The sequence below is a fragment of the Aggregatibacter segnis ATCC 33393 genome (genome assembly GCF_900476035.1).
Lineage (GTDB): Bacteria > Pseudomonadota > Gammaproteobacteria > Enterobacterales > Pasteurellaceae > Aggregatibacter > Aggregatibacter segnis.
In genome coordinates this window covers 1716801-1741819 of the sequence record NZ_LS483443.1, presented here as the reverse complement: position 1 = coordinate 1741819, position 25019 = coordinate 1716801, and the positions used below count along the sequence as shown (strand labels likewise).

Here is a 25019-nt window from a genome sequence, read left to right as displayed (position 1 = left end):
TAGTGTCTTTATTTAATAATTTATATTTATAATGCCTTGGAGCTAAATGCTTAATAAGCATAAAGGAATCAAATGGAGTGATGGTGATTTTTTTTTGTGCTAGACTTTTAGGAAGAATACAGGGCTGTATTCTTCATCACTTGTGATGGTAAACAATGTATTTTTATTTTAGGGTGCCTATTATGAAAAATGTCAATAATTTATACAAAAATACAAGCATGAAATTATCCACGGTAGCCGTTGTGCTCCTTTCTGCATTTGGTGTCTCTACGCTTGCCAACGCGGCAGCACCGGAACACTTTATTAGTGTTGCTCCTGGGGCTCCTGCAACACAAGGCAACTACAATAATGATGGGGCAAAATCAGACGATTCCATTGCTATTGGTAAAAATGCGGAAGCCGGTGTATCAAAAGATGTTGCAGTTGGTGATAATGCTAAGGCTAATAAGGATACTACAAGTAAAGTTCAAAACATTGGTGGCGCGACAGCTATTGGTACTGACACGGAGGCAAAAGGCAATGGCGCTAGTGCACTAGGTTATGGTGCAGTAGCTGATGGCGCTAATGCTTCTGCTTTGGGGAATAAAGCTAATGCTACAGGGCTAGCTACAACTGCGGTTGGGGTATCTACCCAAGCAACAGGCGCTTATTCTGTTGCTGTAGGTTCAAATGCTAAGGCTACAGGCTTTGGATCTGTGAGTATTGGTTTAGCGTCTATACCGGATACTGGAGCAACTAAAAATTATGCTGTATCTGTCGGTGCATATTCAGGCGCTGATGTAGAAAATGGCGTTGCATTAGGTTCATACTCTAAAGCAACTGTTAATAAAGAGGCTGTAGGATATGATCCGTCAACTCAAGCTGCTACAACTGAGACAAGTACAGCTTGGAAAGCTTCACATGCTGCGGTTTCTGTTGGTGACGTTGACAACAATATCACCCGTCAAATCACCAGCGTTGCTGCGGGTACAAAAGATACTGATGCAGTGAACGTGGCTCAATTGAAATCTTTAGACGGTAAAGTTGAGAAAAACAAAACCGATATTGCAACTAATAAAGCCGATATCGCAACCAACAAAACCAATATTGCGACTAACACGGGTAATATTGCGACTAATACAGCTAATATTGCTGCTAACACGGGTAAGATTACGGCTAATACAGCTAATATTGCTGCTAACACGGGTAAGATTACGGCTAATACGGCTAATATTGCGGCTAACACAGCTAACATTCAGACTAACGCGAATAATATTACGGCGATTAACACTCAATTAGCCGCTAATAACAATTCCATCAATGAATTGCGTGGCAATGTAAACCTCTTAAATAAAGACTTGAGAGGCGGTGTTGCGAGTGCGATTGCTCACGCTTCTGTTCCTCAATCCACCAAAGCCGGTGCTATCGGTGTGGGCGTGGGTACCGGTTTCTATGGTGGTCAATCTGCGGTTTCTCTTGGTGTGTCCGGTGTTACCCCTAATGAAAATTGGGTGTTTAAAGCCAGCGTTTCTACCAACAGTCGTGGTAACTACGGTGTGGGTGCCGGTGCGCTTTACCAATGGTAATAAAGCGTTAATCCCGAGTTAATCGGAGCATAATAAAAAAGCCATTCTGAAATAGAATGGCTTTTTTGTTGCGATGAGGAATTAAGCTAAGATTTTGTCTAATGCTTTGCTGACATCTTCTACTTTTTGCGTGCCGTCTAAGCGGAAATATTGGGTGTTGCCCGCTTTGGCTTCTGCTTGGTAGTAATCCACTAATGGTTTGGTGGTGTTGTGATACACTTTTAAGCGGTCTAACACGGTTTCCGGTTTGTCATCGGCACGGATAATTAAATCTTCGCCGGTCACATCGTCTTTGCCTTCCACTTTCGGTGGGTTGTAAACGATGTGATAAGAACGGCCAGAAGGTTGGTGTACACGACGACCGCTCATGCGTTCTACGATCACTTCATCCGGCACATCAAATTCTAGTACATAATCAATGGCAATGCCGGCAGATTTCAATGCGTCAGCTTGTGGAATCGTACGAGGGAAACCGTCAAGTAAGAAACCTTTGGTGCAGTCAGGTTGGGCTACGCGTTCTTTCACTAAGGAAATGATTAAATCATCCGGCACTAATTGGCCGGCGTCCATTAAGGTTTTGGCTTGTTTGCCTAATTCGGTGCCGGCTTTGATCGCAGAGCGTAACATGTCGCCCGTGGAAATTTGCGGGATGGCAAATTTATTCATGATGAATTGTGCTTGTGTGCCTTTTCCTGCGCCCGGTGCGCCTAATAGAATAATTTTCATGTTGTCCTCTTTTTTAAATGAAAAATAACTGAAAAAACCACCGCACTTTTCCTATTTCGGGAAGAAAGTGCGGTCGGTTTTGAAAATGTTTTATTAATCGTGGCGTATGGTTGCTTAATTCCCTAAAAATGTCAATTGCCAGCATTCGGCGCAGTGACTTTTTCGTTCCACGGGGCGACCCAGCATAAGCAGAGCATGCCCGGGATGGCTAAAAATAAGCAAATCCAGAAGAAATGGTAGTAACCCACTGCGGCAACGATTTCGCCTGAAAGTGCACCGAGCCCTTTGCTAGGCAAGGCGGCAAGGCTGGTAAATAACGCCAGTTGAGTGGCGGTGTAAAGCGGGTTGGTTTCCCGTGCCATAAAGGCTACAAACGCCGCTGTGCCGAGCCCCACGCCAATGTATTCGCCACAAATCACAATGCCAAGTTTTAAGCGCGCAGCGTTATCAACAACGTGGAAATAATCAAATCCGGAAAGCCAAATAAAGCCGCCGATAGTAATCAGTTGAATAAAACCAAAGACCCAAAGCGCGCGGTTAATGCCGAGGCGTAACATCACAATGCCGCCTGCCATGCCGGCAATAATGCTCGACCACAACGCCGTGCTTTTCACCACTAAGGCAATGTCTGTTTTGCTAAAGCCCATGTCCACGATGAATTTACTTTGTAATGTGGTAGCGAGGGCATCGCCGAATTTATACAGAAAGAGAAACGCAATAAAGCCAATCCCCGCATAAATCCCTTTACGCTGGAAAAATTCTTGTAGCGGAATGGTAAAGGCTTGATAGAACGGCTGCTTGTTTTGATGAATTTGAATTTGTGGCTCGCGACTTAAAAAGAAGGTCATAAACAGTCCGCACAGCATGAAAAGTGCGGTCAATAAAAACACCGTTTCCCATGGCAGAAACGTAGCGAGATACAATGACAGTCCGCCCGGAATTAAACCGGCAATGCGATAAGCATTAATGTGAATGGTATTGCCCAAACCCAATTCGTTATCGCGCAAAATTTCCCGTCGATAGGCATCTAACACAATGTCTTGGGTGGCGGACATAAAGGCGATGAACGTAGCCAGAAAAATGACAATCTGCATTTGTTCTTTCGGATTGTATAAACCGATCAGGTAAAGACTCAGCAGAAGCAAAAGTTGGGAAATGGCAAGCCAACTGCGACGACGACCAAGAAATCGGGGAAAATAACGATCCAATAAAGGCGCCCACAAAAATTTGAGCGTGTAGGGCAGCGTGACTAAGGTAAAAGCCCCGATGGTTTGCACACTAATACCGCTATCCGACAACCAAATCGGCAACATCTGCAACAGCACGAAAAGCGGCAAGCCGGAGGTGAAGCCGGTAAAGACACAAATCAGCATATTGCGGCTGAAAATTTGAGTGGCGAGAGAAGGCTTAATCGGTTGTTCTGTCATCATGATTTCAGGGAAATTTTATTCAACGGCAATTTCTTTAATGCGGAGTTCATCGCCGCTTTGGCGTTGTAAATGCGCGCTGCCGCAATGGGGGCACGTGCTGTTATTGGCTTGAATTTCGACCAGTTGTTTGCAATCCCAACACCAAGCTTTGGCAGGAATAGAAATTAAATGAAGCTTACAATTTTCCGCCGATGTGCCTTGCGCTGCCATTTCAAAGCCAAATTCCAACGCACTCGGCTCAATGCAAGAAAGGGCTCCGACCTCCAGCCAGAGGTCGGTGACTTTATTGACATTGTGTTGTTTGCATTGCTGCTCAACAATTTCAATGATGTTTTGACACAAAGAGAGTTCGTGCATGAGGCTTAATCCCGATAGCCTTTTGGATTATTTTTTTGCCAATTCCACGTGTCTTTCATCATTTGAGCTAAGCCACGTTCTGCTTTCCAGCCTAATTCTTTGGCGGCAAGGCTCGGATCAGAATAGCAAGTGGCAATGTCGCCCGGACGACGATCCACTAATTTATAAGGAATTTGAATGTCATTGGCTTGTTCAAAGGCTTTTACCATATCTAATACAGAATAGCCTACGCCGGTGCCTAAATTATAAATGTGCAATCCGGCATCGTCTTGATGGCGATCCAACGCTTTTAAGTGGCCAATCGCCAAATCCACCACATGAATATAATCACGCACGCCGGTGCCGTCATGAGTGTCGTAATCGCTACCGAATACGGAAAGTTGAGGCAATTTTCCGATTGCCACTTGGCTGATGTAAGGTAATAAATTGTTTGGAATGCCATTCGGATCTTCACCAATCAAACCGCTTTCATGGGCACCGACCGGGTTGAAATAGCGCAAAATAGTCATGCTGAATTTCGGTTCGGCTTTGGCGATGTCGCGCAGGATTTGTTCCACCATAAATTTAGAGGTGCCGTACGGATTGGTGGTGCCGCCCACTTTGCAGTTTTCGGTAATCGGAATGATTTCAGGATCACCGTAAACGGTGGCGGAAGAACTGAAAACGAAATTCCACACGCCGGCTTTTTTCATTTCTTGTAATAAAACCAATGAGCCGGTGACGTTGTTCATATAGTATTCGGCAGGTTTTTGCACGCTTTCGCCAACGGCTTTTAAACCGGCAAAATGAATGACGGAATGAATCGGATTTTCAGCAAAGATTTTTTGTAACAAGTCGCGATCTAACACATCGCCTTCATAAAATTTTACACTCTTGCCGGTGATTTGTTTCACGCGTTCTAAGGATTTTGGTGAGGAATTGCAAAGATTGTCTAATACCACCACATCTTTGCCGGCGTTTAATAGTTCGACGACGGTATGCGAGCCGATATAACCGGCACCGCCGGTCACTAAAATGGTCATTGGGGTTTCTCCTTAATTTATAAAATAAATTTGGCGCTAGTATAGCACCGATTGTTTCATCAAAAAATGAGCTTTATTAATAAGTTATTCCCTTTTAAGGAATTGTTTTCGTCGAGATTTCTATGTTGTTAAAACTAGAGGCCTTTTAGTGTTTAAACGGTGTAAACAGAATCAGGATATTTTCAGCAATTTATTGCGCAAACGTTTACTTCTTTTGGCATTGCGGTAAAATACCGCCCTCTTTTTTCAACGACAAATTAAAAGGTAATTTCATGTCATCTTCTCAATCTTCCGCTTTAGAAAAACGCTTTGAGTTGACTAAACGCGGTTCTACCGTACGCAAAGAAATTGTTGCCGGTTTAACCACTTTCCTTGCCATGGTGTATTCCGTTATCGTTGTGCCGAACATGTTAAGTGCGGCGGGTTTTCCGGCGGAATCGGTCTTTATTGCAACTTGCTTAGTAGCAGGCTTGGGCTCGCTTTTAATCGGTTTTTGGGCGAATGCGCCAATGGCAATTGGTTGTGCTATTTCTTTAACGGCATTTACCGCATTTAGCTTGGTTATCGGACAAAAAGTGAGCATCCCAGTCGCCTTAGGTGCGGTCTTTTTAATGGGGGTTTTCTTCACCCTGATTTCTGCCACAGGGATTCGCGCTTGGATTTTGCGTAACTTACCAGTGGGTATTGCACATGGTGCGGGAATCGGTATCGGTTTATTCTTGCTTTTAATTGCTGCAAATGGCGTTGGGCTTGTGGTGAGTAACCAAGCCGGCTTGCCGGTAAAATTGGGCGAGTTCACTGCGTTTCCGGTGATGATGTCATTAATTGGTTTGGCGTTAATTATCGGTTTAGAAAAAATGCAAGTGAAAGGCGGCATTTTATGGGTGATTATCGCCATTACTGTGGTCGGCTTAATTTTCGATCCAAATGTCACTTTTAACGGCCAAGTCTTCAAAATGCCAAGTTTCGGCGAAGAGTCTTTATTCTTGCAATTAGACATCATGGGCGCATTACAACCGGCGATTTTACCGGTGGTGTTTGCGTTAGTGATGACCGCGGTATTTGATGCCACGGGTACCATCCGTGCAGTAGCAGGGCAAGCGGATTTATTGGACAAAGACGGTCAAATCATTAATGGCGGTAAAGCCTTAACGTCCGACTCCGTAAGTAGCTTATTCTCCGGTATTTTCGGCACGGCACCGGCAGCCGTGTATATCGAATCCGCAGCAGGGACTGCCGCCGGCGGTAAAACCGGTATCACCGCCATCGTTGTTGGCGTATTGTTCCTGTTGATGTTGTTCTTCCAACCATTAGCTTTCTTGGTGCCGAACTATGCGACAGCACCGGCGTTAATGTACGTGGGATTATTGATGCTAAGCAACGTCAGCAAATTGGATTTTGATGATTTCGTTGGCGCTATGAGCGGCTTGATTTGTGCGGTCTTTATCGTGTTAACGGCGAATATCGTGACCGGCATCATGTTGGGCTTTGCTGCATTGGTGATTGGCCGTGTGGTGAGTGGCGATTTCAAACGCTTAAATATCGGCACCGTTGTAATTGCCGTTGTTTTAGTGGCTTTCTACGCTTGCGGTTGGGCGATTTAATTCAGCCAATAAAGACAACAAAGGCGCATTTTGATGCGCCTTTTTGTTTGCCTTAATTTTGAAAAACAGTGAAAAAACCGACCGCACTTTGTAGCTTATCATCGTAGAAGATGAGCGGAATGCGTTGGCGTTGCCAAGGGGCGACATTCAACTGTTGCCACACTTTTTTAATGTCTTTATTCACGCCGTTTGGGGTTAATTTCACTTTGCCCGAATAACGAAATCGAATCCAAACTTTCGTTCCCTCTGACGGTAAAGCCAAGGTTTCTTTATTTGTGTTGCCGTTTTCATCCTGCCAAAGTGCGGTCATTTTTTCGCGTGTTTTTTTTAGTAATAACGTGCCTAAATGATCCGGCAAGGAAATAGGGTGATCAAATGTTGCCTCAACATATTCCTGTGAAATATCGTTAAATATTGGCGTGAGAAATAAACGGTGTTGATAGCGGCGGACAATGTTATTGTCTAGGCGAAATTGTGGTTGTGCATCGTCTTTCGCGAAAATGACATCCGAAATAATTTGTTCTAATTGCACGAGAGAGGGGAGGGTAACGCCCCAATCTTGCAACCATAAGCGTAACAAGGCGCGTTGTTTCACAGAGGAATAGCTGGCGAAATGTTGTAGCTGAAAAGTGCGGTCATTTTTTACGATGTTTTTTTGATATTCTTCCGCTAACAGCTCATTAAGCAGTTGCTGTTGTTCATAACAATGTTGCGCGGAACGTTGCACTGCCGAATCAAAATGCGCCCAGCGTTGGCGCAATTCAGGCAACACGATGTTACGCAGGAAATTGCGATCGTATTGATTGTCCTCATTACTTTCATCTTCAATCCAACTTAGCCCTTCCTGTTGTACAAACGCCAGTAATTGTTGGCGGCTAAAATTCAATAAGGGACGAAAAATAGGCACGCTGTAAACATTGCTTTTCGACGGCATGGCGCCTAAGCCTTGCACGCCACTGCCGCGTTTTAGGGCAAGGAAAAATGTTTCCGTTTGGTCTTGTTGATGATGTGCCGTGGCGAGCCATTCAGTCGGTAAAATTTGCTGTGCAATGGCTTCATAACGGGCTTGGCGGGCACCTGCCTCAATGCCGTTTTCTGTGCTGACGTTAACATGTTGAATTTGTAATGGAATATGGAATTGACGACACATTTGTTGACAATGGGCTGACCAAGCATCGGCATTGGCGCTTAATCCGTGATGAATATGGATTGCGCGAAGCTGAAAGTGCGGTTGTTTTTCACGAAGTTTTGCAAATAAAGCGAGCAGTGCTGTGGAATCCAAACCACCGCTGAACCCGATAAGAAATTGAGTTTGGTTTGGCGCAAGTTGGTGGATTTGCTGTGAAAATTGTTCAAGAAGCATAGGCGGATAAAATTTCCTCCCGTTGGACGGGAGGAAGTTGAGAGTTATGCAATTTTTTGTGCTTTATAGTGGCTACACGGATGGAGGATGAGATCTCGAGCGGCAATGATTTGTAATTCATATTCGCCCCGTTCTAACGTCGTTTGCATGACATCATTGACGGCGTTTGCCATGTGTTCAAACGCCTCTACATCCGATTTGCCATTGAGTAGGTTGGCGAGGAATAAACCGGCGGTTAAATCACCTACGCCGACCGGTTCGCGATCAAACGGATGCAACGGACGGGAAATGTGCCACATGCCTTGTTCGGTCGCCAGCAACATTTCAAATTGTGTTGCTTCTTTTCCCACTTTACTTAAATGTTTGACCAAGACTTTTTTCGGCCCTTTTGCCAAAATGGCTTGTACGGCAGCCAGTGCCTGTTCAAAGTTTTCAACCGGTAGTCCGCTTAATTCGCGGAGTTCCACCAAATTCGGTGTAATAATATCCGCTTCTGAAACAATGTTAATCAGACCTTCACGTACACCGTCTGCCACGATACAGCCTTTATCAGGGTGTCCCATCACAGGATCGCACAAATAAAGCGCATGAGGATTGATGGCTTTGATTTTATGAACAGCGTTGATGATTTCATCGATTTGTTCGGCAGATCCTAAATAACCGGAAACCACCGCATCACATTTTTTCAAGGCACCAATTTCATCAATGCCGCGTACAATTTCGCCGATTTGTTCTTTCGGAATGACAATGCCGGTCCATTTGCCGTATTGGGTGTGATTGGAAAATTGCACGGTATTTAACGCCCAAACGTCAATACCGTGCAATTGCATTGGGAAGGTTGCCGACTTGTTGCCGGCGTAGCCATAAACCACATGAGATTGAATTGAAAGTACGTGTTTCATTGCCTTTTCTCCTTTTCTTCTCTTTTGACTACGCCGGAAAGTGCGGTGGGATTTTTATTTGTTTTTCTTTTCTATGCGTAACCGTAGCTCATTAAGCGTTGATAACGGCGATCCAACAGATTTTCTTGATTTAACACGTCTAAATCAGCTAAGTCTTCAAGTAAACGTTTTTTCAAGTTTTTCGCCATTTCAGCGTAATTACGATGTGCACCACCTAACGGCTCACGAACGATGTTGTCAATCAAGCCAAGTTCTTTTAAACGATTGGCGGTTAAACCCATTACTTCTGCTGCGGTGGAGGCTTTATCGGCGCTTTTCCACAAAATAGACGCACAACCTTCCGGAGAAATAACGGAGTAGGTGGAGTATTGCAACATGTTGACTTTATCACCCACGCCGATAGCCAACGCACCGCCGGAACCGCCTTCACCGATAACGGTACAAATCACCGGCACTTTTAAGAGGGACATTTCGCGTAAGTTACGTGCGATAGCTTCTGACTGACCGCGCTCTTCCGCGCCTACACCAGGGTAAGCTCCCGGGGTGTCAATGAAGGTGATGATAGGCAATTTGAAACGTTCCGCCATTTGCATGAGACGTAATGCTTTGCGGTAGCCTTCCGGTGCCGGCATACCAAAGTTGCGCTTTACTTTATCTTTGACGGTACGGCCTTTTTGGTGACCAATAACCATGACCGGTCTGCCGTCTAAACGGGCTAAACCACCGATGATTGCTTTGTCATCGGCAAAAGCACGATCGCCGGCAAGTTCTTCAAATTCGGTGAAAATATGTTCGATGTAGTCAAGAGTATAAGGGCGATTCGGATGACGGGACATTTTAGAAACTTGCCACGCATCTAAATTTGCAAAAGTTTTTTCGGTTAATTCAATACTTTTTTTCTGTAAGCGAGCAATTTCATCATCAAGATTAATGTCATTATCTTGGTTTGCCATGGCGCGTAAAGATTCGATTTTCGCTTCAAGTTCGGCAATGGGTAATTCAAAATCTAAGTATTCTTGACTCATTTTTAATTCCTAATTTTATGAAAAATTTGTACCGCACTTTAACAAGATTTTAGAGTGGGTGCAATCAGACGGGATATTTTATGTGTTTTTTTCATAAAAGTCATAAATTTTAATCTGGTAACACCAGCTAAGGCTATGTAATCAAAGTAATTTATGGTGTTTGTCGAATAAAGGAAGAATGAAAAAAATGACTGAAATATCGAGTTATGCTCCAATTGACAATCAGCTAAAACGATTTTATTATGTATTCACTTTCAAGATAAGATGTCTGAAGGTCAGGATTGGTCTCCTGAAATAAGCGGGCTGAAGGTATAAACACTTTTAGTATCAGTTTTATGTCGCAAACTACAAACCATCATCAGTCAATGGTGGACTAGGTAGAAACCCGCAGGGATGCGACGCAGTATACCGCTTACTGTTAAGACCAATTCTGCTTAGTTCACCACCCAATCCTAAGTTTCATTTCTAGTTAATTTCGATATTTATTCTGACAGATGTTGGATCAGTTGTTTTTCTATCCTTGAAAAAGGCATTATTATAGAAATAAAAAAGCCCTGAGAATTCAAGGCTTTTTTACTAAGTTATTCCCACTCGATTATTAACTCAGAAGATAACATATTGAAATAGAAGGGAGTAAAGATAATGCTATTTGATTTTTACCGTCATTTTTACCGTCAGTAGAAGAAAGTGCTTTTATGTGCGTTCGTCTAGCCAATTATCGATGTCAGATTTGCGCCATGCTACACGACCCATAGACGCTTTTACGCTTTTTGGAAATGTTCCTTTTTTCATCATACGCCAAATTGTTGTGTGGCTCAAGGTGGTAATTTCAATCACTTGAGCTTTGCTTAATAATGCTGGTTGTTGTTCCATTATATCTATCCTTTTAATATGTCGGGCACTTCAATTACTTTTAACTGTTCGGGTTTTACATTCTTGTATTTAATCCAATATTGGAAGATTTCTAATGCTTCGCCTTGTGTGACCGTGTGCTTTGATTCTCGTACTACAGTCCATTCACGCTTAAGTTCACACTCAAGCACGATGTAGCGTTTACCGTCCATTACTTGTAATTCGTTTCTAAAAAACATTTACACCCCTCAACAATAGCCATAGTTTCAAATTAAAAATAAATACTTCCTCTTGGCGTTTGATTCTCGCCGCCCTAGCTCGCCATTCGGCGTACTGTAAAACGGCAGACACAATCACGCAGTACCAAAAAAATAAGTCATTCATGTTTGCTCCAATAAAAAACCGCCCGTAAGGCGGTCATTGTCAGTCATGTGCATTAATTTTTACTGAAAATGTATTTTGTTGTATTTGATGTTGCTGGGTCTTCCAGCCGTATAGAGTACTGCTCTGAATAACCGCCCAAAATCTTATCCCAAAAGTCAATGACATCATCTACAACTTCTAGATACAGCTCATTACAGTTTTGATATATCCAATCTATCGCTAATTTAGCCGCTTTCTTCCCATACCCTTTCTTCTGATATTTAGGAAAGATGAATATCTTATAAAGCTCTCCATCAGCTACTTCGTCAGGTGCATTTTTCATAAGAATAATATGAACATACCCAACTAAATGTTGTTCGCTGTATATTGAGAATAGTAATGGTTTTCCTGATGGTTGAAAGTCGATATATCTCCATCTGAAGCTTGACAATTCCTCATTACATATTTCAAAGTCTCGCTCAGACATTTCAATAATACTAACAGACATAATGAATTATCCTTAGATACATTAATAACTTTTAATATTATAATATTATACAAGCGCTTTATTGAACTATTTAATCGCCTTTATACGTCTTGTATTTCAAATACCGGTAGCGCAACTAATGATTTGGCGGTAAACCCTGCCTACACTCTAATCTTCTATTCACCTCAACCTATTTAATAAACTCCCACGTGTGTATTTGGATTGCAACTGGAACAGGAGCCATTTTTATACGCCGCCAGCGTTTTTAAAAATTGAGGGATATGTTTATCAAAAGCCTTCATTAATACATCATCACGAGCTGCCGTATGAATAAAAATTGTTTGCTTTTGATATTCCGGGCAATAACTCACGAAATCCCATGTTTCGTATCCAGTTACCCATAAATTAGCCTGCACTTGGATAATGTATTCGGACGGAACGCCGCCTTCTAACAAGTATCGAATATGCGTACTCATTTTCGGGCATTTAATCTCTAAGCCCTTTTTGAGTTCGGGGATTAGCCCATCAGGGCTAACCATTACCTCTTTTTTGTCATCTAAGTACACGCCGCCAACTTGAGTAACTGTGTTTCCGGTAATAAACTCATAAGCCGATCTAGCAAGTGGCTCAAGTTGATTTCCACGCTCCATAAATTTAGATTTAAATGCGCCATCTTGTAAGCCAAGAATGCTTTCTTCGATCAACTCGGCCATATACTTTATTTGCGCGCTTGATTTTTTACCGGTTGCCGTCACAATATTTTCAAAGCCCGTTGCGGTGGGGATACCTAAACGGGCTTTTAACCATTCTTCCGAGCCTTGTTCGCAATCAAGCGTTATTAGACCGTCAATCATAGCGGGATGTCCTTACCCAAATTATCATCTTTGGCTTGTTGCTTATTTAGCTTATCTAGCAGTTTATTAATTATGCGTTCGGCATAAATTTTATGAATTTGCTCAATACTTGGTGCATTACCGGCGGCGGCTAACAAACCGACTGTGTCAGAATTGGTAACTTCAACCAGATTTTTAATCTGTTCAATTTGCTCATCCGTAACCAATTCGATGCTTTGTCCGTTGATAATATTTGAGTTTTCAGGCGAAAATTTATTTTCTTGATGATTAACCTGATCTTCGTTTACTTCTTCGGCGGTGATCACCCCGCCAAGCTCATCAGGAAACGCTTTTCGTAACGCTCCAGCTTCTGCGCACTTGGCTAATTGACCACGCGGACGTTTGCTCCACATTGAATTTAGCTTACCTTCTTTGGTTGTCGCGCAGGCTTCGCTAAAATACTCGGTGTGCGAAAACGCGCAACGCTCTCCGTTAATAAAGCGATATACAGTAACACGACACCACTCAGGAGCATCCACTCCTTTGAAAGATATAGTCTCACCGAAAACCGGTTCATCTTGCCCTGCCATTTGTCCTGTGCGAAAAGCTGTTATGCGTTGCTCGTAAATGCCCGGCATAATCACATCACGCCATATTTTTTTATCGTAAAGCTTACCATCGGATCCCCTTTCTTTCTCGCCGGAAAGGGTTACTTGCATTGGTACGATATGGCATGGCTTCTTCAGAATGTCTAACTTACGAGCCTTACAATAATCTACCGCAAGAATAATGCTTTCATCTTTAGCACCGGGAAATACACTATTTTGTAACGTACTCCAAACAGCGAGATCGATATTTCTTTCTTTAAGAGCGGTTTGAATGTTTGCTGGTAATGTCATTTTATTTATCCTTTAATTCATTTTTCTTAGGGATACGTTATCGCCATATTGCACTTTAACTTTGCGAGCCAAGGCGATTGCTTGTTCTTGCGTGCCGGTAAATGCAATACGAACCTCGAAATTAAATGTCGGCTCGTCAGAAAGTGCGGTCGAATTTTCTTGTGTTTTTTCTACCGCACTTTGTGTTTCTGTTTCGGACGCAACGGCTTGCGATTCCGCTTTTGCTTTGGCATCTTCTTCGGCTTTTGCTTTTAACTCTGCCTCACGCTGTTGTTCGGCATTTACTCGCTCCGCAATAATTGGCTCAAGGTCGTCCGTGCCGGCAACTAATTGCAGTGCATCTCTAAATAAATGCTCGTAGGCAATCGGAATCATTTTTAAGCGCTCTGTAATTCGAGCGGATTCTTGCGCCAATTCGGCAAGAATTAACGTTTTTTCGGCATTAACCGATTTAACTAATCCATCGAGCGTTCTTTTGTTTTTTGTCGCTTCTTCGAGGCGGTTTGTTATCGCTGATTTCGGCATAGTTTGCTCAAGCGCAAGAGAGACCGAACTTTCGTACTTACTACGGATTTCCGAAATTTCATCAAGCGCGCCATCGATAATGTTTTGCTTAATTTCTGATTCTTTTAATTTAACCAGCTTATCGCGCGCCAAGCGCTCTTGTCTAAACCGCTCCGCAATGTTTTCAGCGGAGGTAATTAATGCCGCAATCTCACCGCTTTGTGCCGACTTAATCGCTGCACGGATTTTATCTTCAACCTCTTTCAAAGTTTTGACTTCTTCTTTTGCGGCCGCAAAGTCATCATCTGTCTCAAACTTGCTCGTGAGTGTTGCAAGAAATTGCTCGGCTTGTTTTTCAAACTCCACAATATTTGTGGATAACACTTTACTTTCGGTTGTTAAAACTAAATTAAATTCGGTTGTCATTTTCATCCTCTCCCATAGCAACCACTTTTCCAATATTCGCAATCGTCATCATCGATGTCTTGTGCGTTATCATCAAAATCATCGCTCTGCAGTTGCGCCTCAAACTGCTCGTAATAGTCATCAGGATTATCAAAATCCCATACCGACCCACGCCTAATTTTTGACATTGCGTTTTTCCTGCGCCGCTCCGATATAAACCAATAAACCTCTTACACCTCGGCGTTTTATGTTTTTATTCTCTCTATCTACCCATAACCCTGTGGACGGGTAAAAATCCACAACCTTTCCACTGTAAGAAACAACAAGATGAAATCCTGCATTGTGTTTTACGAAAGGAATATTTAAGCATTCCAATAGTTGTGTGCTTCTTTTTAAATTAAACTTTCTCTTTTCTTTTCGAGCTTTCGTAAGCTCTCGGAATGCCTCACCCATATCACCCATTTTCTTTACCCTTTCTTTGATTTAACTCAGCTTGTTTTCTGACGGTCTGTTTCTCAAGATATTCTTGAGCTTCCGCGCTCAAATTCGGCGGTGCATCGCCAAATTCTGAAGCCCATTCAGCCTTTGCCTTACGCTCCCACTCCAGGGAGATTTGCTCGCTTACCGCGTTATTGTTGTAGTCAGTATCAACGGTAAGGGTAGGGCGTGATAGGGATAGCCCAATTAGCGCAATTCCCCAAACGCAAGCGGTAATCACTGCGCAAACAATCCAGTGTAGGTATTCATCAAGCCATTGGATGATTTGTTTTTTTCGGCTTGGATGTTGATTTAAAAGTGCGGTAGTAAATCGTTGTTGTTTCATTTTTTGTTTCCTTTTTAATCAATTTGCTGAATTTTGGATGTAACAATCCGCCACGCGATTTTTCAAAAGTGCGGTCGGATTTTGCGGTGTTTTATAGGATGTCTAGCTGAAAACCCGTTGCTTTAGGGTCGTAAGCTCTAAGATATTTTAGGACGCGCCAGTTATTACCTTGCTCGCATTCAAATTGCTCTGTAATGCGTGTCAATACGTTATGCGCCTGACGGAGAGTACTGCGATATTCGTAAGCCACGCCATAAACGGAGGCGGTGTCAATATCACATTTTGAAGCTCCCTTAATGTTGTTTAAAATAACGATGTCCAGTCATTATCCACAACAAAAAAGGAGCTTTAATATGTGGGAAGCGTTACTTTCTTCCATTTTTTCTGTCCTCAAATCTCATTTTGACGAGGTTATTTTGCGTATCTGTACTTGGTTCTTATCATTTATTCTGTGTTGGCTAACTATGCCGGAAAGGGTGATAGATTATTTGCTCACCCATCCGCTTCCAGCATTACCTGATTACGTACTGTTTTACGTGTTCCTTTTGACTGTTGCAACTTGTACTTGGCAAGTGTTTTTCATCATTTTGGATATTATGGTCTTGTTGGTTGATAAAATTATTAACTACAAGGCTATTAAGCCACAATCCGAGCGGGTTAAGGTTGATCGCAAGCAAAAAGATTAAGCATTCTTTGAGTTTCATTACGCCCTCCTTAAGGGAGTTAAAAAAGCCCGCATATTTCAGCGGGCAAACCTAAGGAACCAAGTTATGAAAACTGCATAAGTTTTAAGCCTTCATGCTCGGCTAAGACAGTAAACAAAAGTGCGGGTAGTCATCCCAATTAAGTAAGCTCGTCTTGAGCGGTGTCCGCTGTGACTAAATCAGCGCGACCCTCTTAACAACCCCTGTTAAGACCGATAAAGATTAATATTAATTGCCGTGACACAATTTTTTCACGTGTAATGATATTGGATTAAAATCGGAGTACATCACAGGCATTACGCTAGACCAAGATTGATAAGTGTATGTTACGCAGTTGTATGTGTATCTTTCGCCGTTTAAATCAAACGTCATTTGCTGGATTGGCGTACATCCAGCCATCATAATTATCGTCATTAATAAAATTGCGATAGTTTTCATGTTTTTTTACTCCGTTGTTGATGTTTAAAAAATTGGTTAGCTCTCGGAGGGAATCGAACCCTCTAAATCTTTAACAGCAAGTCGCTTTTTTATTAAACGTTACGCCTTTTCGGCAACCTGCTAATTTCCCGTTGAAATTAGCAAACACAAGAGCCATTAAAATTATGAATAAGAACTTAGTACCACGTCAGGAAAAACCACCATTTCATCAAGTAGTTCTTTGATAGTCTTTTCTACTGCGATACTTCCTATATCTTCCTTGACTGGGAATTTTTCGTTTAAATCAACCGGGCCGTAAAGATTGTCTTTCAAAATTTCTTTTCGATCTTCTTCGCTAAAAAATTCATTAAGGATTTCTTCAATCGTGCGCCCAGCGTAGATTTCCGTAGGTTCAAAAATCCAAAATACTTGCTGCATTTCTCGAATATCTTTAATCGCAAGATCGATGCACTCAATACCTTTGCTGTATCGTAGCGTGTCAATAATTCCCATGGTGCTTACAGTAATTGAGTATTCTCCAGTGTCCGTTTCTTCCATCAGTGTCGGTCTGTAACCGCTAATAAATTTCATTCGCTTGGCTTGGGTAACCAAGAAATCATGTTCAGATTTGGAAATCGTTACATATTCCATTTTTAACCTCATTTATTTTATGTTTGCCATTTCAAAGCGCACTCAAGAACATTCCCTTCACCGTGCGCACTCATTAGATCGGTCTGTGTAGAATGCGCTTTGAATTGGTGTCGCAGGGTGGATTCAAACCACCATCGCACGGATTAAAAGTCCGCCGTTCTATCGGTTGTAACTACTGCGACATTAACTGGTCCGTGGGCTTGTTTGCCGTTTCCCCGACCATCCTCATATCCTCGAAGGATTGCTTAAAGATATAAACAGCGCTGCCCTTGATTCACCAACCACCTCTTTTCGGTTAAACACGCGACACAGTTTTCTGCTTGGGGGTTACTCGACTTAAATCAGCCGATAATTTATATCCCGCATGAGATCAAATTGTCTAAAACTCGAAACAGGTTAATGATGAGCGCCTTTCTTTATGCTTGTAAGGCTCAAGCCCTCTTGTATGCGACTACAACGAGGAATATAATGCTCTCTGCGACTACAATTTAATCAGAGGAACATCATGGAAGAGTACGCCAAGTTACTTAATACCATACTTACCAAGGTAGTTTTTAATCACATGACTATGTTCTTCGTTTTCTTGTTTGTTGGCTTTACGTTCATTCCGCCCGAATTAACGTTGTATCTCAACGCTAAAACACCGGCATTCTTTCCTGATTGGTTCACTCTTGCCAATTTTGGTTCTTTGATATTTGCGTTGGTTTCTACGATGATTTGGATTCTTATTTCTAAATCGACCAAATCAATTATTTCAAAACTGCGTGAATCATTAAAAACTAATTCAGAGCAAGCTAGATTAATCAATCTACTTCATAATTTATCAACAGAAGAGCAACATGTTCTTGCAATGTCCTGCCTTAATGAGCGAATTATTTTCCCAGATAACAGAACTCAGCTAGCCATTGAAAAACTCTTGTCAAAAGAACTTATTTCGTACGGCTGGACTAATGATAAATATGAGTTAAATCCACTTATTCGCAATGTTGTTCTTGCTGAGCTCGATAAGAGCATGAATTCCCATCACTAACCTGTTTCAAATTTTTAAAGAGCGTCGAGATTGTGCATCTCGTTTTGATGGCTATAATTTAGCAAATACTAAATAATTAGTAAAGGGTTTGTTTAGTAAAATTTAGTTTATTTTTGCTTTTATTTAGTAAAATCTTGATTTCTAAATGAATTTATTTTTGATTAATTTTTGAATTTGTGACCTAGATCACAAAAAAAGAAAGTGGAGAAGTAGGGCTTTTAAAAGTGTGGTAGAAAAGTGCGGTGTTTTAGGTCTATTTAGATCTAAATCAGATCTATATAGATTTACATGAGGGGAGTTTGGTGGTAGATGGGCAAAAGAAAACCGCCTCGAGGGCGGTCATGGAGGTTAAATAAAAATTATAATTTCTTTAACCACTCTTCATAATTTTGATCTATTTCTTCAAGAACATCAGTTCTAAATTTTTGTAATTTAGATTTTTTCTCATGGAACGTATTATTATTCTCAAATAAATCTAACGGGTAGCTTTTCATCTTTGTTAGAGTGTCTGTGGTAAGGAAAATAATTTCAGATTTAAATACTCTAGACAGTTGGGATGCTTTATTTTCTATTTCAGTTGTCTTTTCTGTTATAAAAATCTCTATGTCTTCCGGTGTAGTTTCTCTTTTAGAGAATAATTCATCAAGTTTGTCAAAACAAGAATCGACAAGATTAGTTAATTTATCCTTGTTTTTTATAAATTCACTTCTCTCAAATGTTCTATGATTTAAATGTGCCGCCCAATACCAACCGGCGGCAGTAACAATAGATGATGTGAATACAGTAATGCTATCTTTTAAATCTAGTAATTTACCAAAATATATTGTCAATTGAACAATAACTGCCATTATAAGCACTATTGATATGATATGCTTAGCCTTAAATATCTTCATCTGGAAGCTGTCCCAAATCTTTGGCCGCTTTAACAAGGCGTTCACTAATCAAGTTGACTATACTTTTTACAGTATCATGTTTGTATTCCAAGCGTTTTAGAAGTTCTTGATAGGTAAATCCATCTTTTCTAATTAATCCTCCGAATGCTTCATCTAAAAATGAACGACCATATCGGTTATATCCAGTAAGGACGACGATTACTTTATCATTGCTTTTATCTCTTAAAGCGGGAGCTAACAGCGTTTCTCTAAATGCTTTCCCTGTATTTTTGTATTCTTCAGGAGTTACATCGTCTTCGTTACGCCCATAAGGACTTTGGGAAAAATCATTGACTATGGTAATGGTTTTAATCATTTTTTATCCTTATGTTCCATTGCACTAAAGTGCCTTCAATTGAATTTCTCATATTGTACAGTTCAGGCAATGTTCTATCATCTTGATAGAAAAGTAATCCTCTATTACTGTACACCCATAACTTACCATTTTTATTGTCAGAAACAAGTTTTTTTATACTTTTACTACCTTGACCGTGTTTATATTTGTCATTTCCAGTCATTCTTGTTATGTCATCAGACATTGCTAGACTTATTATAATAGAGTCTGAGACTTTAGTATTTTTGATTAGTTCTGCTATATTGGTAGATTCTGGTAATTTATATTGTTTTAGTGTCGGCGTTATTACAGATTTTACGTCGCTACTATCCCAATCAATTTTGTCAAATAACTTATTGCCTTTGGTAAAAGTAGAGGGAATTCCTTGCCCCTTATCGTACAATAGAAGAAATAATTGATCATCTACAACTGTACACATCCACCACCAAGGTCTTTGATTGCTGGGGGTATGTTTGGGGTAGGCATGACGATAAACATTGCTCATCGCTTCTTGGATTGCGTCACTAAGAGTGTATTCTTCTTCGTCAGTTAGCACTCCTTGATATATTTCATTTTTTATAAAATCAATAATATCATCTCTGAACTCACCCTCATTTCCATTAATAATTGGATAGCCATCTTTTGTTTTTCTAATATCATTTTCTGAGCATCTATTGGCACATAAAAAAATTAAACCTACTTGTTTTATAAACTTATTAATTTCATTGTTTAGGCTCATTTTTATAGATATATTTACATCGGATTTTTTTAGGATAGTTTCTATTTTTGCATAAAAAATCATCATTGCTGCTGCTTTAATGTATTCACAATCAACAAAGCTAATGATTACATTTTTATACTTATTCTTTATTATACTGTCTAGTGAGTTAATGTATCTTACTGTGCTTTCATAGGATTCTTCATTATATATATTAAGTATGTTTGGTGTTGGGAATATATGATATTTTCCTGATTTGTAGGGTGCCCTAAACTTTATTGGGGAATTATTATTCTTTTTTTTGTTCATTTTTATTAGACTTTATTGAGTATTTACAAATAACTTCTATGCTCACTACAACAACACCGAGTACCAAAACACCTTGCCAATCACGGAAACATCATCAAGACTGGCTATTTCGTCGTCGTACTCGTCAGTGTTATAGCTACGGATTTTTATTTGATTGTTTGGCATATTGTAGAGCAGTTTGATTCGCAATAACCCACCATGATTGATGGCATAGATTTTGCCGTCTCGAATCACTTTATTTCCCATATCAATGCCTACAGTAGTTCCATCAGGGATTACAGGCTCCATTGAATTTCCATCAGCAATCACACATACCGCATTTTCGTACTGTACGCCTTGTTTACGTAGTGTTGCTTTGGAAAAACGCAATTTGAAGTTGTTATAGTCGGCAATATCATCAGCAAAGCCATTTCCAGCAGCAAGTCTAATATCTTGATAAAACGGAACTGCGTATTCATCGCTATTTAGTGGTGTGTTGCGATCCCATAAGTCAAACGCGCCTACTTCTTTTACGTTTGATGTTATGCTTTCAGTTGACTGGGGAGTATCTAAGTAGAACGGAGGCATATTATTTTCATTTTCCAATCTTCTTGCAGCCTTTTCCCCAAATGATGGAGTTTTTCCGCTTATCAATTGAGAAACAAAACTTCTATCTTTTTCAGGTACGGTCTTATCTGAAAACCATTTCTTTAGATTTTCTCTCCGTACTTTTGTGATCGCATTTTTATCTAGATTCATACATCCCTCCCATTCTGTTAATGATATTTAGCAATAGCTAAACTAGCAAAAAATAAACTTTATTTACTTTTGTATTTAGGTAATGCTAAACTATATTTAGTTTTTAATATCGGAGGTGAAATGGAACTTAAAAACTACTTAGCTGATCGCCCCCGCGGATTTAAAGCTGACTTTGCAAGAAAAATTGGTATTTCAAAATCTTTTTTAAGACAAATTGAAACAGGCGAAGCAAAAACGCCTATTTATTTGGCTAGAAAAATTGAGGCTGTCACCGAAAAAGCCGTAAAGAAAGCTGAATTACGTCCCGATGTATGGAATTAATCTAACAACAGGCAAGCGCAATGGCACGCAATAAACTCACCCGATCCGCAAAAGCACTTTCAGATCGGGTTATGAACAAATACTGGAAACAGAAACAATGCGAGATCGCGGACGAAATGGAATGTTCGCCGTCCACGTTGAGCCGTTTTGTCAGCAATGAAGACGCTAATCAGGCGTTTAATTTTATTGCGGCAAACGGGTTTGATGTTTTCGATGTGAATTCTCACGTAGCAATTGAGAAATCAGAGTTGGAACTGCTTTTATTGGCGGCAAAAGGCTTTGACGACCGGTTGCGCGAGAAATATTTGGGCAAATAAAAAACCACGGCGGCAACAGTGGTTCTGTACGAAGGAATTTTTTATGAAAACCAAAATACAGCTTTATGATACACAAATTCGCCAAGATGAACAAGGGCGTTTTTGCTTAAATGATTTACATCAAGCAAGCGGTGGTGAAAGTCGTCATCGCCCTGCTTACTGGTTATCAAATCAGCAAACGCAAGAATTAATCGGCGAAATTTCAAAAGACGGATTTCCGTCTATCCTTACAAAACAAGGACTTGGAACATTCGTAAGTAAAGAACTTGTTTACGCTTACGCAATGTGGATTAGTCCTAAATTCCACTTATACGTTATTCGCACTTTTGATAGGGCGGTAACAAATCAAAATTCGACCGCACTTTTACCTGACTTTTCTGATCCGGTTGCAGCGGCTCGCGCATGGGCTGACGCAAAAGAGGGTGAACAACGCGCTTTATTGGATAGCAAACAGAAATCAGAACAGATTGAATCAATGCAGAGCTATTTCCGCCACGGTATGAGCGCGCCTCAGTTTGTAAAAGGGTTAAACGGTGCTAATTCTTCGCAGATCAATGATTTCTTGGCTCGTAAAGGTTGGGTTTACAAGGATAAATACGGCTGGCGCGTAACATCCCGTGCGCGCGATGTGTATCTGACCGAAGAAAACACACAGGTAGCCGAACACGGTCAAGAAGTGCGTATTTTTTACAAGCCGGTTTTGCTGCAAAAGGGCGCAGCAAAAATCTATGACTGGTACATGAAAAATCAATTACCGATGAAAGCAAACTGGAATGGTAATTTCAAACAAGATAAGACGGTGGCGTAATGAGTGATTTTATCGTTAATTCTTTCCAAATCCCCAATGCGTTTGTTGATGAATTGATTGCTGATTTATCAGGGAACGCCGTTAAGTGTTATTTATTAATCGCGCGTCAAACAACAGGCTGGCAGCGGGAAAGCGATTACATTTCCGTATCTCAATTCCAAGAGAAAACGAAGATCAAGGATAAGCGCACGATTTACGCCGTTATCGACGAATTAGAGCAAGCGGGCTTGATTATTACTGAGCGCGAATTAGGCATAACAAATAAATTTTATTTGGTTCGTAATGTACCTAGTACCAGTAGCAAAAAATGTACCCAGTTACAAGAAATACAACCAGTGACAAAAAATGCCACTAGGGTAGTAGCAAAAAATGTACCTAGTACCAGTAGCAAAAAATGTACCTCACATAAAAACAATATAAATACACCATTAAATACAATTAAAAAAACTTCGCAAAAAAATACCGCACTTTCGCTGCTTGCCGAGTTCGGTATTACCGGTCAGCTTGCTGATGATTTTGCCGAACACCGAAAATCGAAAAAAGCGGCGATTACGAGGACCGCACTTGAGGGATTTCAGCGCGAAGCCGACAAGGCAGGCATTCCGCTTGCCGAAGCAATCGAAATCGCTATTTGCCAAAACTGGCAAGGTTTTCGGGCTGATTGGTGTAAAAACCTGTCCGGCGCGAAAGGCAAAAAACGCGATGATTTCGCCGATGACGGCAGCTGGGCTATCGGTCGCACGGTCAATGTGCCGCGAGGGTCGATGATATGAGAACCGTAGCAAACTTAGCGCAGGTCATCGGTAGCGAGCCAAACTATCGCGCGCCGGTGGAAAAAGCGCGGATTTCTGACAACGCAACGAAACTTGTTGATCGTATGTTCCAGCGGCTGAAAGCGTTACACCCCGCATGGAAACAAGCGTTTGCTACCACCGAAGATTACAACTACGCAAAGCAAATTTGGCTTGAAGAATTACTCAAAGCCGGCGTAGTTACCCCGTTAAAACTCAAACGTGGACTTGATATTGCCGCCACACAAGCAAGCGCGTTTTTCCCGTCAGTAGGTCAATTCATCGCATGGTGCAACATAACGGATTACTCCACTCTTGGTTTGCCAACACCTGACGAATTGCCGGCGCGAGTAAGTAAATTTCAAGCGGTTTACTGCACGGACGGTGAGGATAAATTTAATTATTTATCGGACGCAGAATACTGGTTATTAACCGACTTGTGCAGCCGCGGTCGTCGTGACCAATGGACACCGACGGAATTTAAAAAAGAGTGCGAACAGGCACTCAAGGCAATAGCAAAGCGAATTGAAAGCGGCGAAACAATACCGGCACGCAGAAAACAACTACCGACACAAACAACCGTGCCAACCAGTCCGGAAAAAGCCGCAGAAAACATCGCAAAACTTAAACAGATTATAGGAATGAAAAGATGACAGAGCGAAAATTTGATAAGGACACATACCCAACATCACTTTCGCTATTTAACCCGATTCATGCTGAATTTGGCTTTACGATTGATGGTGCCGCACTACCGCACAACGCAAAACTTGAGCGATATGTAACGCCTGAAATGGATTACTTAACTTACCCGCTACAAAACGAGCGTATTTTCATCAATCCGCCGTTTAGCGATCCATTAAGTTTTATCAAGCGCTCTGTCGAGTTGTTCGAAAATTACAACTGCTTAGTGGTTATGTTGTTACCGGTTGACATTAGCACAGAATGGTTTTCCTTAATCACTCAAAAAGCGACAGAAATCCGTTTTATTGTTGGTGGCCGCATTAAGTTTTTAAGTCCTCAAACGGGGTTATGGACTGATGTCTGTCGTGGTAATCACTTAGCGATATTTGACCCGCGTCACCGAAATATGGGGCAAGTTATCCGTCATGTCCACATCGATGATTTAGGTGAACTCGAATGGCGAGCCAAAAGCCGAAAAAAACGGTAATCCACGCGGTTAAATATGCGAATGGTGCGGTTGTAGCGGAAACAGACTACGACCGCAATTTACTCAAGGGGTTGCCGGTTGGAAGTGCGGTAAAAATTACACCCATCGGTAACAATCGGAATTACCAACATCACAAGAAGTTTTTCGCGCTTCTTGATGCAGGTTTTGAATATTGGCAGCCTGAATTTAGCGTACTGACCCAAGCCGAAGAATGGATAGCGCAGGCAGTCGCAAGAGAAATCGCAGTAGCGGCCAACGATGAGAATCTGTATCAGAACGTAACTAAACCGATAGCAGATAGCGTGCTGGCAAAAGTGCGGTTGAATCGTGAATCAAAATTGGATTATGAGGGAATGAAAACCCTTGAATCGTATCTCGATCATGTGATGAAAAAAGCGGGATTTTACGATATCAAACCGGCACAAGACGGGGGAACCGTTAAAGAGCGTTGGTCAATCTCATTCGCGAACATGAGCCAGGAACGATTCAACGATGTGTATAAAACGGTGTACGGCGTCATCTGGAACGAAACGCTTTGTAATATCTATGAAGACGAAGCGGCACTGGATAACAAGATTAATCAATTAATAGGGTTTGGCGGTTGAGCTGCAACCGTCAACC

At 41.4% G+C, this 25019-nt stretch carries 32 protein-coding genes, 1 tRNA gene and 1 pseudogene; 11 read left to right on the top strand and 23 right to left on the bottom strand.

Features of this window, described 5'->3' with window-relative positions:
• The first annotated feature begins 218 nt into the window (after positions 1–218).
• Positions 219–1565: a YadA family autotransporter adhesin gene (locus DQN58_RS08535; protein WP_197712330.1), complete on the top strand. Its 1347-nt coding sequence runs from the start codon at positions 219–221 to the stop codon at positions 1563–1565.
• Positions 1566–1646: 81 nt separating this feature from the next.
• On the opposite strand, the gene adk is transcribed toward DQN58_RS08535, so the two are convergent.
• From adk to galE, 4 genes are all read right to left on the bottom strand, one after another.
• Positions 1647–2291 (bottom strand): adenylate kinase, encoded by a 645-nt coding sequence (adk, locus tag DQN58_RS08530; RefSeq protein ID WP_006718702.1) that lies wholly within the window; start codon positions 2289–2291, stop codon positions 1647–1649.
• A gap of 131 nt (positions 2292–2422) precedes the next feature.
• Entirely contained in the window at positions 2423–3718 is a 1296-nt protein-coding gene (locus tag DQN58_RS08525; protein ID WP_032997914.1) for an MFS transporter, read from the bottom strand.
• Between the two features lie 18 nt (positions 3719–3736).
• Positions 3737–4078, bottom strand: a complete 342-nt coding sequence (hypA, locus tag DQN58_RS08520; protein ID WP_006718696.1) for a hydrogenase maturation nickel metallochaperone HypA — start codon at positions 4076–4078, stop codon at positions 3737–3739.
• A 5-nt stretch (positions 4079–4083) separates the two neighbouring features.
• Entirely contained in the window at positions 4084–5100 is a 1017-nt protein-coding gene (galE, locus tag DQN58_RS08515; protein ID WP_006718694.1) for a UDP-glucose 4-epimerase GalE, read from the bottom strand.
• A gap of 272 nt (positions 5101–5372) precedes the next feature.
• Here galE and DQN58_RS08510 point away from each other — a divergent pair, with 272 nt between their 5' ends.
• Complete coding sequence (locus tag DQN58_RS08510; protein ID WP_006718692.1) at positions 5373–6704, top strand: NCS2 family permease; 1332 nt, start codon at positions 5373–5375, stop codon at positions 6702–6704.
• Between the two features lie 52 nt (positions 6705–6756).
• Here the strand turns inward: DQN58_RS08510 and tilS are convergent, their stop codons facing one another.
• The 13 genes and pseudogenes from tilS to DQN58_RS08450 form a co-directional block, all read right to left on the bottom strand.
• On the bottom strand, positions 6757–8067 hold the full coding sequence (gene tilS / locus DQN58_RS08505) for a tRNA lysidine(34) synthetase TilS (RefSeq protein WP_006718690.1): 1311 nt from the start codon (positions 8065–8067) through the stop codon (positions 6757–6759).
• A gap of 44 nt (positions 8068–8111) precedes the next feature.
• Positions 8112–8969, bottom strand: a complete 858-nt coding sequence (gene pdxY, locus DQN58_RS08500) for a pyridoxal kinase PdxY (RefSeq protein ID WP_006718688.1) — start codon at positions 8967–8969, stop codon at positions 8112–8114.
• Between the two features lie 71 nt (positions 8970–9040).
• A complete protein-coding gene (gene accA, locus DQN58_RS08495) occupies positions 9041–9994 on the bottom strand; it encodes an acetyl-CoA carboxylase carboxyl transferase subunit alpha (protein ID WP_006718686.1) in 954 nt (317 codons plus the stop codon).
• Between the two features lie 693 nt (positions 9995–10687).
• Positions 10688–10867 (bottom strand): helix-turn-helix transcriptional regulator, encoded by a 180-nt coding sequence (locus tag DQN58_RS08490; RefSeq protein ID WP_006718684.1) that lies wholly within the window; start codon positions 10865–10867, stop codon positions 10688–10690.
• A gap of 5 nt (positions 10868–10872) precedes the next feature.
• The gene (locus DQN58_RS08485; RefSeq protein WP_006718681.1) at positions 10873–11085 is read right to left on the bottom strand and encodes a hypothetical protein; all 213 of its coding nucleotides are present in this window, start codon (positions 11083–11085) and stop codon (positions 10873–10875) included.
• A gap of 197 nt (positions 11086–11282) precedes the next feature.
• Positions 11283–11717, bottom strand: coding sequence for a GNAT family N-acetyltransferase (locus DQN58_RS08480; RefSeq protein WP_006718677.1), 435 nt, complete (start codon positions 11715–11717; stop codon positions 11283–11285).
• A 173-nt stretch (positions 11718–11890) separates the two neighbouring features.
• Complete coding sequence (locus tag DQN58_RS08475) at positions 11891–12550, bottom strand: YqaJ viral recombinase family protein (protein WP_006718675.1); 660 nt, start codon at positions 12548–12550, stop codon at positions 11891–11893.
• Positions 12547–13428, bottom strand: a complete 882-nt coding sequence (bet, locus tag DQN58_RS08470; protein WP_006718674.1) for a phage recombination protein Bet — start codon at positions 13426–13428, stop codon at positions 12547–12549. Before bet ends, DQN58_RS08475 begins: the two co-directional genes overlap by 4 nt.
• 12 nt (positions 13429–13440) lie before the next feature.
• The gene (locus DQN58_RS08465; protein WP_032997913.1) at positions 13441–14358 is read right to left on the bottom strand and encodes a hypothetical protein; all 918 of its coding nucleotides are present in this window, start codon (positions 14356–14358) and stop codon (positions 13441–13443) included.
• Between the two features lie 2 nt (positions 14359–14360).
• The gene (locus DQN58_RS09925; RefSeq protein ID WP_006718672.1) at positions 14361–14525 is read right to left on the bottom strand and encodes a hypothetical protein; all 165 of its coding nucleotides are present in this window, start codon (positions 14523–14525) and stop codon (positions 14361–14363) included.
• Positions 14512–14799: a hypothetical protein gene (locus DQN58_RS08460; RefSeq protein ID WP_006718671.1), complete on the bottom strand. Its 288-nt coding sequence runs from the start codon at positions 14797–14799 to the stop codon at positions 14512–14514. The genes DQN58_RS09925 and DQN58_RS08460 overlap by 14 nt, the downstream gene beginning before the upstream one ends.
• On the bottom strand, positions 14792–15160 hold the full coding sequence (locus tag DQN58_RS08455) for a hypothetical protein (protein ID WP_006718670.1): 369 nt from the start codon (positions 15158–15160) through the stop codon (positions 14792–14794). The genes DQN58_RS08460 and DQN58_RS08455 overlap by 8 nt, the downstream gene beginning before the upstream one ends.
• Positions 15161–15251: 91 nt before the next feature.
• Positions 15252–15425, bottom strand: a pseudogene (locus tag DQN58_RS08450) (P22AR C-terminal domain-containing protein); the annotation flags it as partial.
• An 88-nt stretch (positions 15426–15513) separates the two neighbouring features.
• Here DQN58_RS08450 and DQN58_RS08445 point away from each other — a divergent pair.
• Positions 15514–15846: a hypothetical protein gene (locus DQN58_RS08445; protein ID WP_032997912.1), complete on the top strand. Its 333-nt coding sequence runs from the start codon at positions 15514–15516 to the stop codon at positions 15844–15846.
• Positions 15847–16464: 618 nt separating this feature from the next.
• Here DQN58_RS08445 and DQN58_RS08440 read toward each other — a convergent pair.
• Both DQN58_RS08440 and DQN58_RS08435 read right to left on the bottom strand, forming a co-directional pair.
• Entirely contained in the window at positions 16465–16932 is a 468-nt protein-coding gene (locus DQN58_RS08440; protein WP_032997911.1) for a hypothetical protein, read from the bottom strand.
• 105 nt (positions 16933–17037) lie between these two features.
• Positions 17038–17114, bottom strand: a tRNA-Lys gene (locus DQN58_RS08435).
• Positions 17115–17437: 323 nt separating this feature from the next.
• Here DQN58_RS08435 and DQN58_RS08430 point away from each other — a divergent pair.
• A complete protein-coding gene (locus DQN58_RS08430) occupies positions 17438–17962 on the top strand; it encodes a hypothetical protein (RefSeq protein WP_006718666.1) in 525 nt (174 codons plus the stop codon).
• Between the two features lie 359 nt (positions 17963–18321).
• Here DQN58_RS08430 and DQN58_RS08425 read toward each other — a convergent pair whose 3' ends face one another.
• Genes DQN58_RS08425 through DQN58_RS08410 form a run of 4 tightly spaced genes read right to left on the bottom strand, consistent with a single transcriptional unit; the run spans position 18322 to position 20993 of the window.
• Positions 18322–18810, bottom strand: coding sequence for a hypothetical protein (locus DQN58_RS08425; RefSeq protein WP_155811790.1), 489 nt, complete (start codon positions 18808–18810; stop codon positions 18322–18324).
• A 31-nt stretch (positions 18811–18841) separates the two neighbouring features.
• Positions 18842–19210: an STAS-like domain-containing protein gene (locus tag DQN58_RS08420; protein WP_006718664.1), complete on the bottom strand. Its 369-nt coding sequence runs from the start codon at positions 19208–19210 to the stop codon at positions 18842–18844.
• Complete coding sequence (locus DQN58_RS08415) at positions 19203–20255, bottom strand: sensor histidine kinase (RefSeq protein WP_006718663.1); 1053 nt, start codon at positions 20253–20255, stop codon at positions 19203–19205. Before DQN58_RS08415 ends, DQN58_RS08420 begins: the two co-directional genes overlap by 8 nt.
• 45 nt (positions 20256–20300) lie before the next feature.
• Positions 20301–20993, bottom strand: coding sequence for a S24 family peptidase (locus DQN58_RS08410; RefSeq protein ID WP_006718662.1), 693 nt, complete (start codon positions 20991–20993; stop codon positions 20301–20303).
• A 120-nt stretch (positions 20994–21113) separates the two neighbouring features.
• On the opposite strand from DQN58_RS08410, the gene DQN58_RS08405 reads away from it, so the two are divergent.
• Genes DQN58_RS08405 through DQN58_RS08370 form a run of 7 tightly spaced genes read left to right on the top strand, consistent with a single transcriptional unit; the run spans position 21114 to position 25003 of the window.
• Positions 21114–21314, top strand: a complete 201-nt coding sequence (locus tag DQN58_RS08405) for a helix-turn-helix domain-containing protein (protein WP_032997910.1) — start codon at positions 21114–21116, stop codon at positions 21312–21314.
• Positions 21315–21334: 20 nt separating this feature from the next.
• Positions 21335–21631, top strand: coding sequence for a hypothetical protein (locus DQN58_RS08400; RefSeq protein ID WP_006718658.1), 297 nt, complete (start codon positions 21335–21337; stop codon positions 21629–21631).
• Positions 21632–21674: 43 nt separating this feature from the next.
• On the top strand, positions 21675–22439 hold the full coding sequence (locus DQN58_RS09975; RefSeq protein WP_006718657.1) for a KilA-N domain-containing protein: 765 nt from the start codon (positions 21675–21677) through the stop codon (positions 22437–22439).
• A complete protein-coding gene (locus DQN58_RS09935) occupies positions 22439–23212 on the top strand; it encodes a replication protein (protein ID WP_006718655.1) in 774 nt (257 codons plus the stop codon). Before DQN58_RS09975 ends, DQN58_RS09935 begins: the two co-directional genes overlap by 1 nt.
• Positions 23209–23883 (top strand): replication protein P, encoded by a 675-nt coding sequence (locus tag DQN58_RS08380; protein ID WP_006718654.1) that lies wholly within the window; start codon positions 23209–23211, stop codon positions 23881–23883. Before DQN58_RS09935 ends, DQN58_RS08380 begins: the two co-directional genes overlap by 4 nt.
• Complete coding sequence (locus tag DQN58_RS08375; RefSeq protein WP_006718652.1) at positions 23880–24398, top strand: DNA N-6-adenine-methyltransferase; 519 nt, start codon at positions 23880–23882, stop codon at positions 24396–24398. The genes DQN58_RS08380 and DQN58_RS08375 overlap by 4 nt, the downstream gene beginning before the upstream one ends.
• A complete protein-coding gene (locus DQN58_RS08370) occupies positions 24368–25003 on the top strand; it encodes a DUF1367 family protein (RefSeq protein WP_006718650.1) in 636 nt (211 codons plus the stop codon). The genes DQN58_RS08375 and DQN58_RS08370 overlap by 31 nt, the downstream gene beginning before the upstream one ends.
• Positions 25004–25019: the final 16 nt, after the last annotated feature.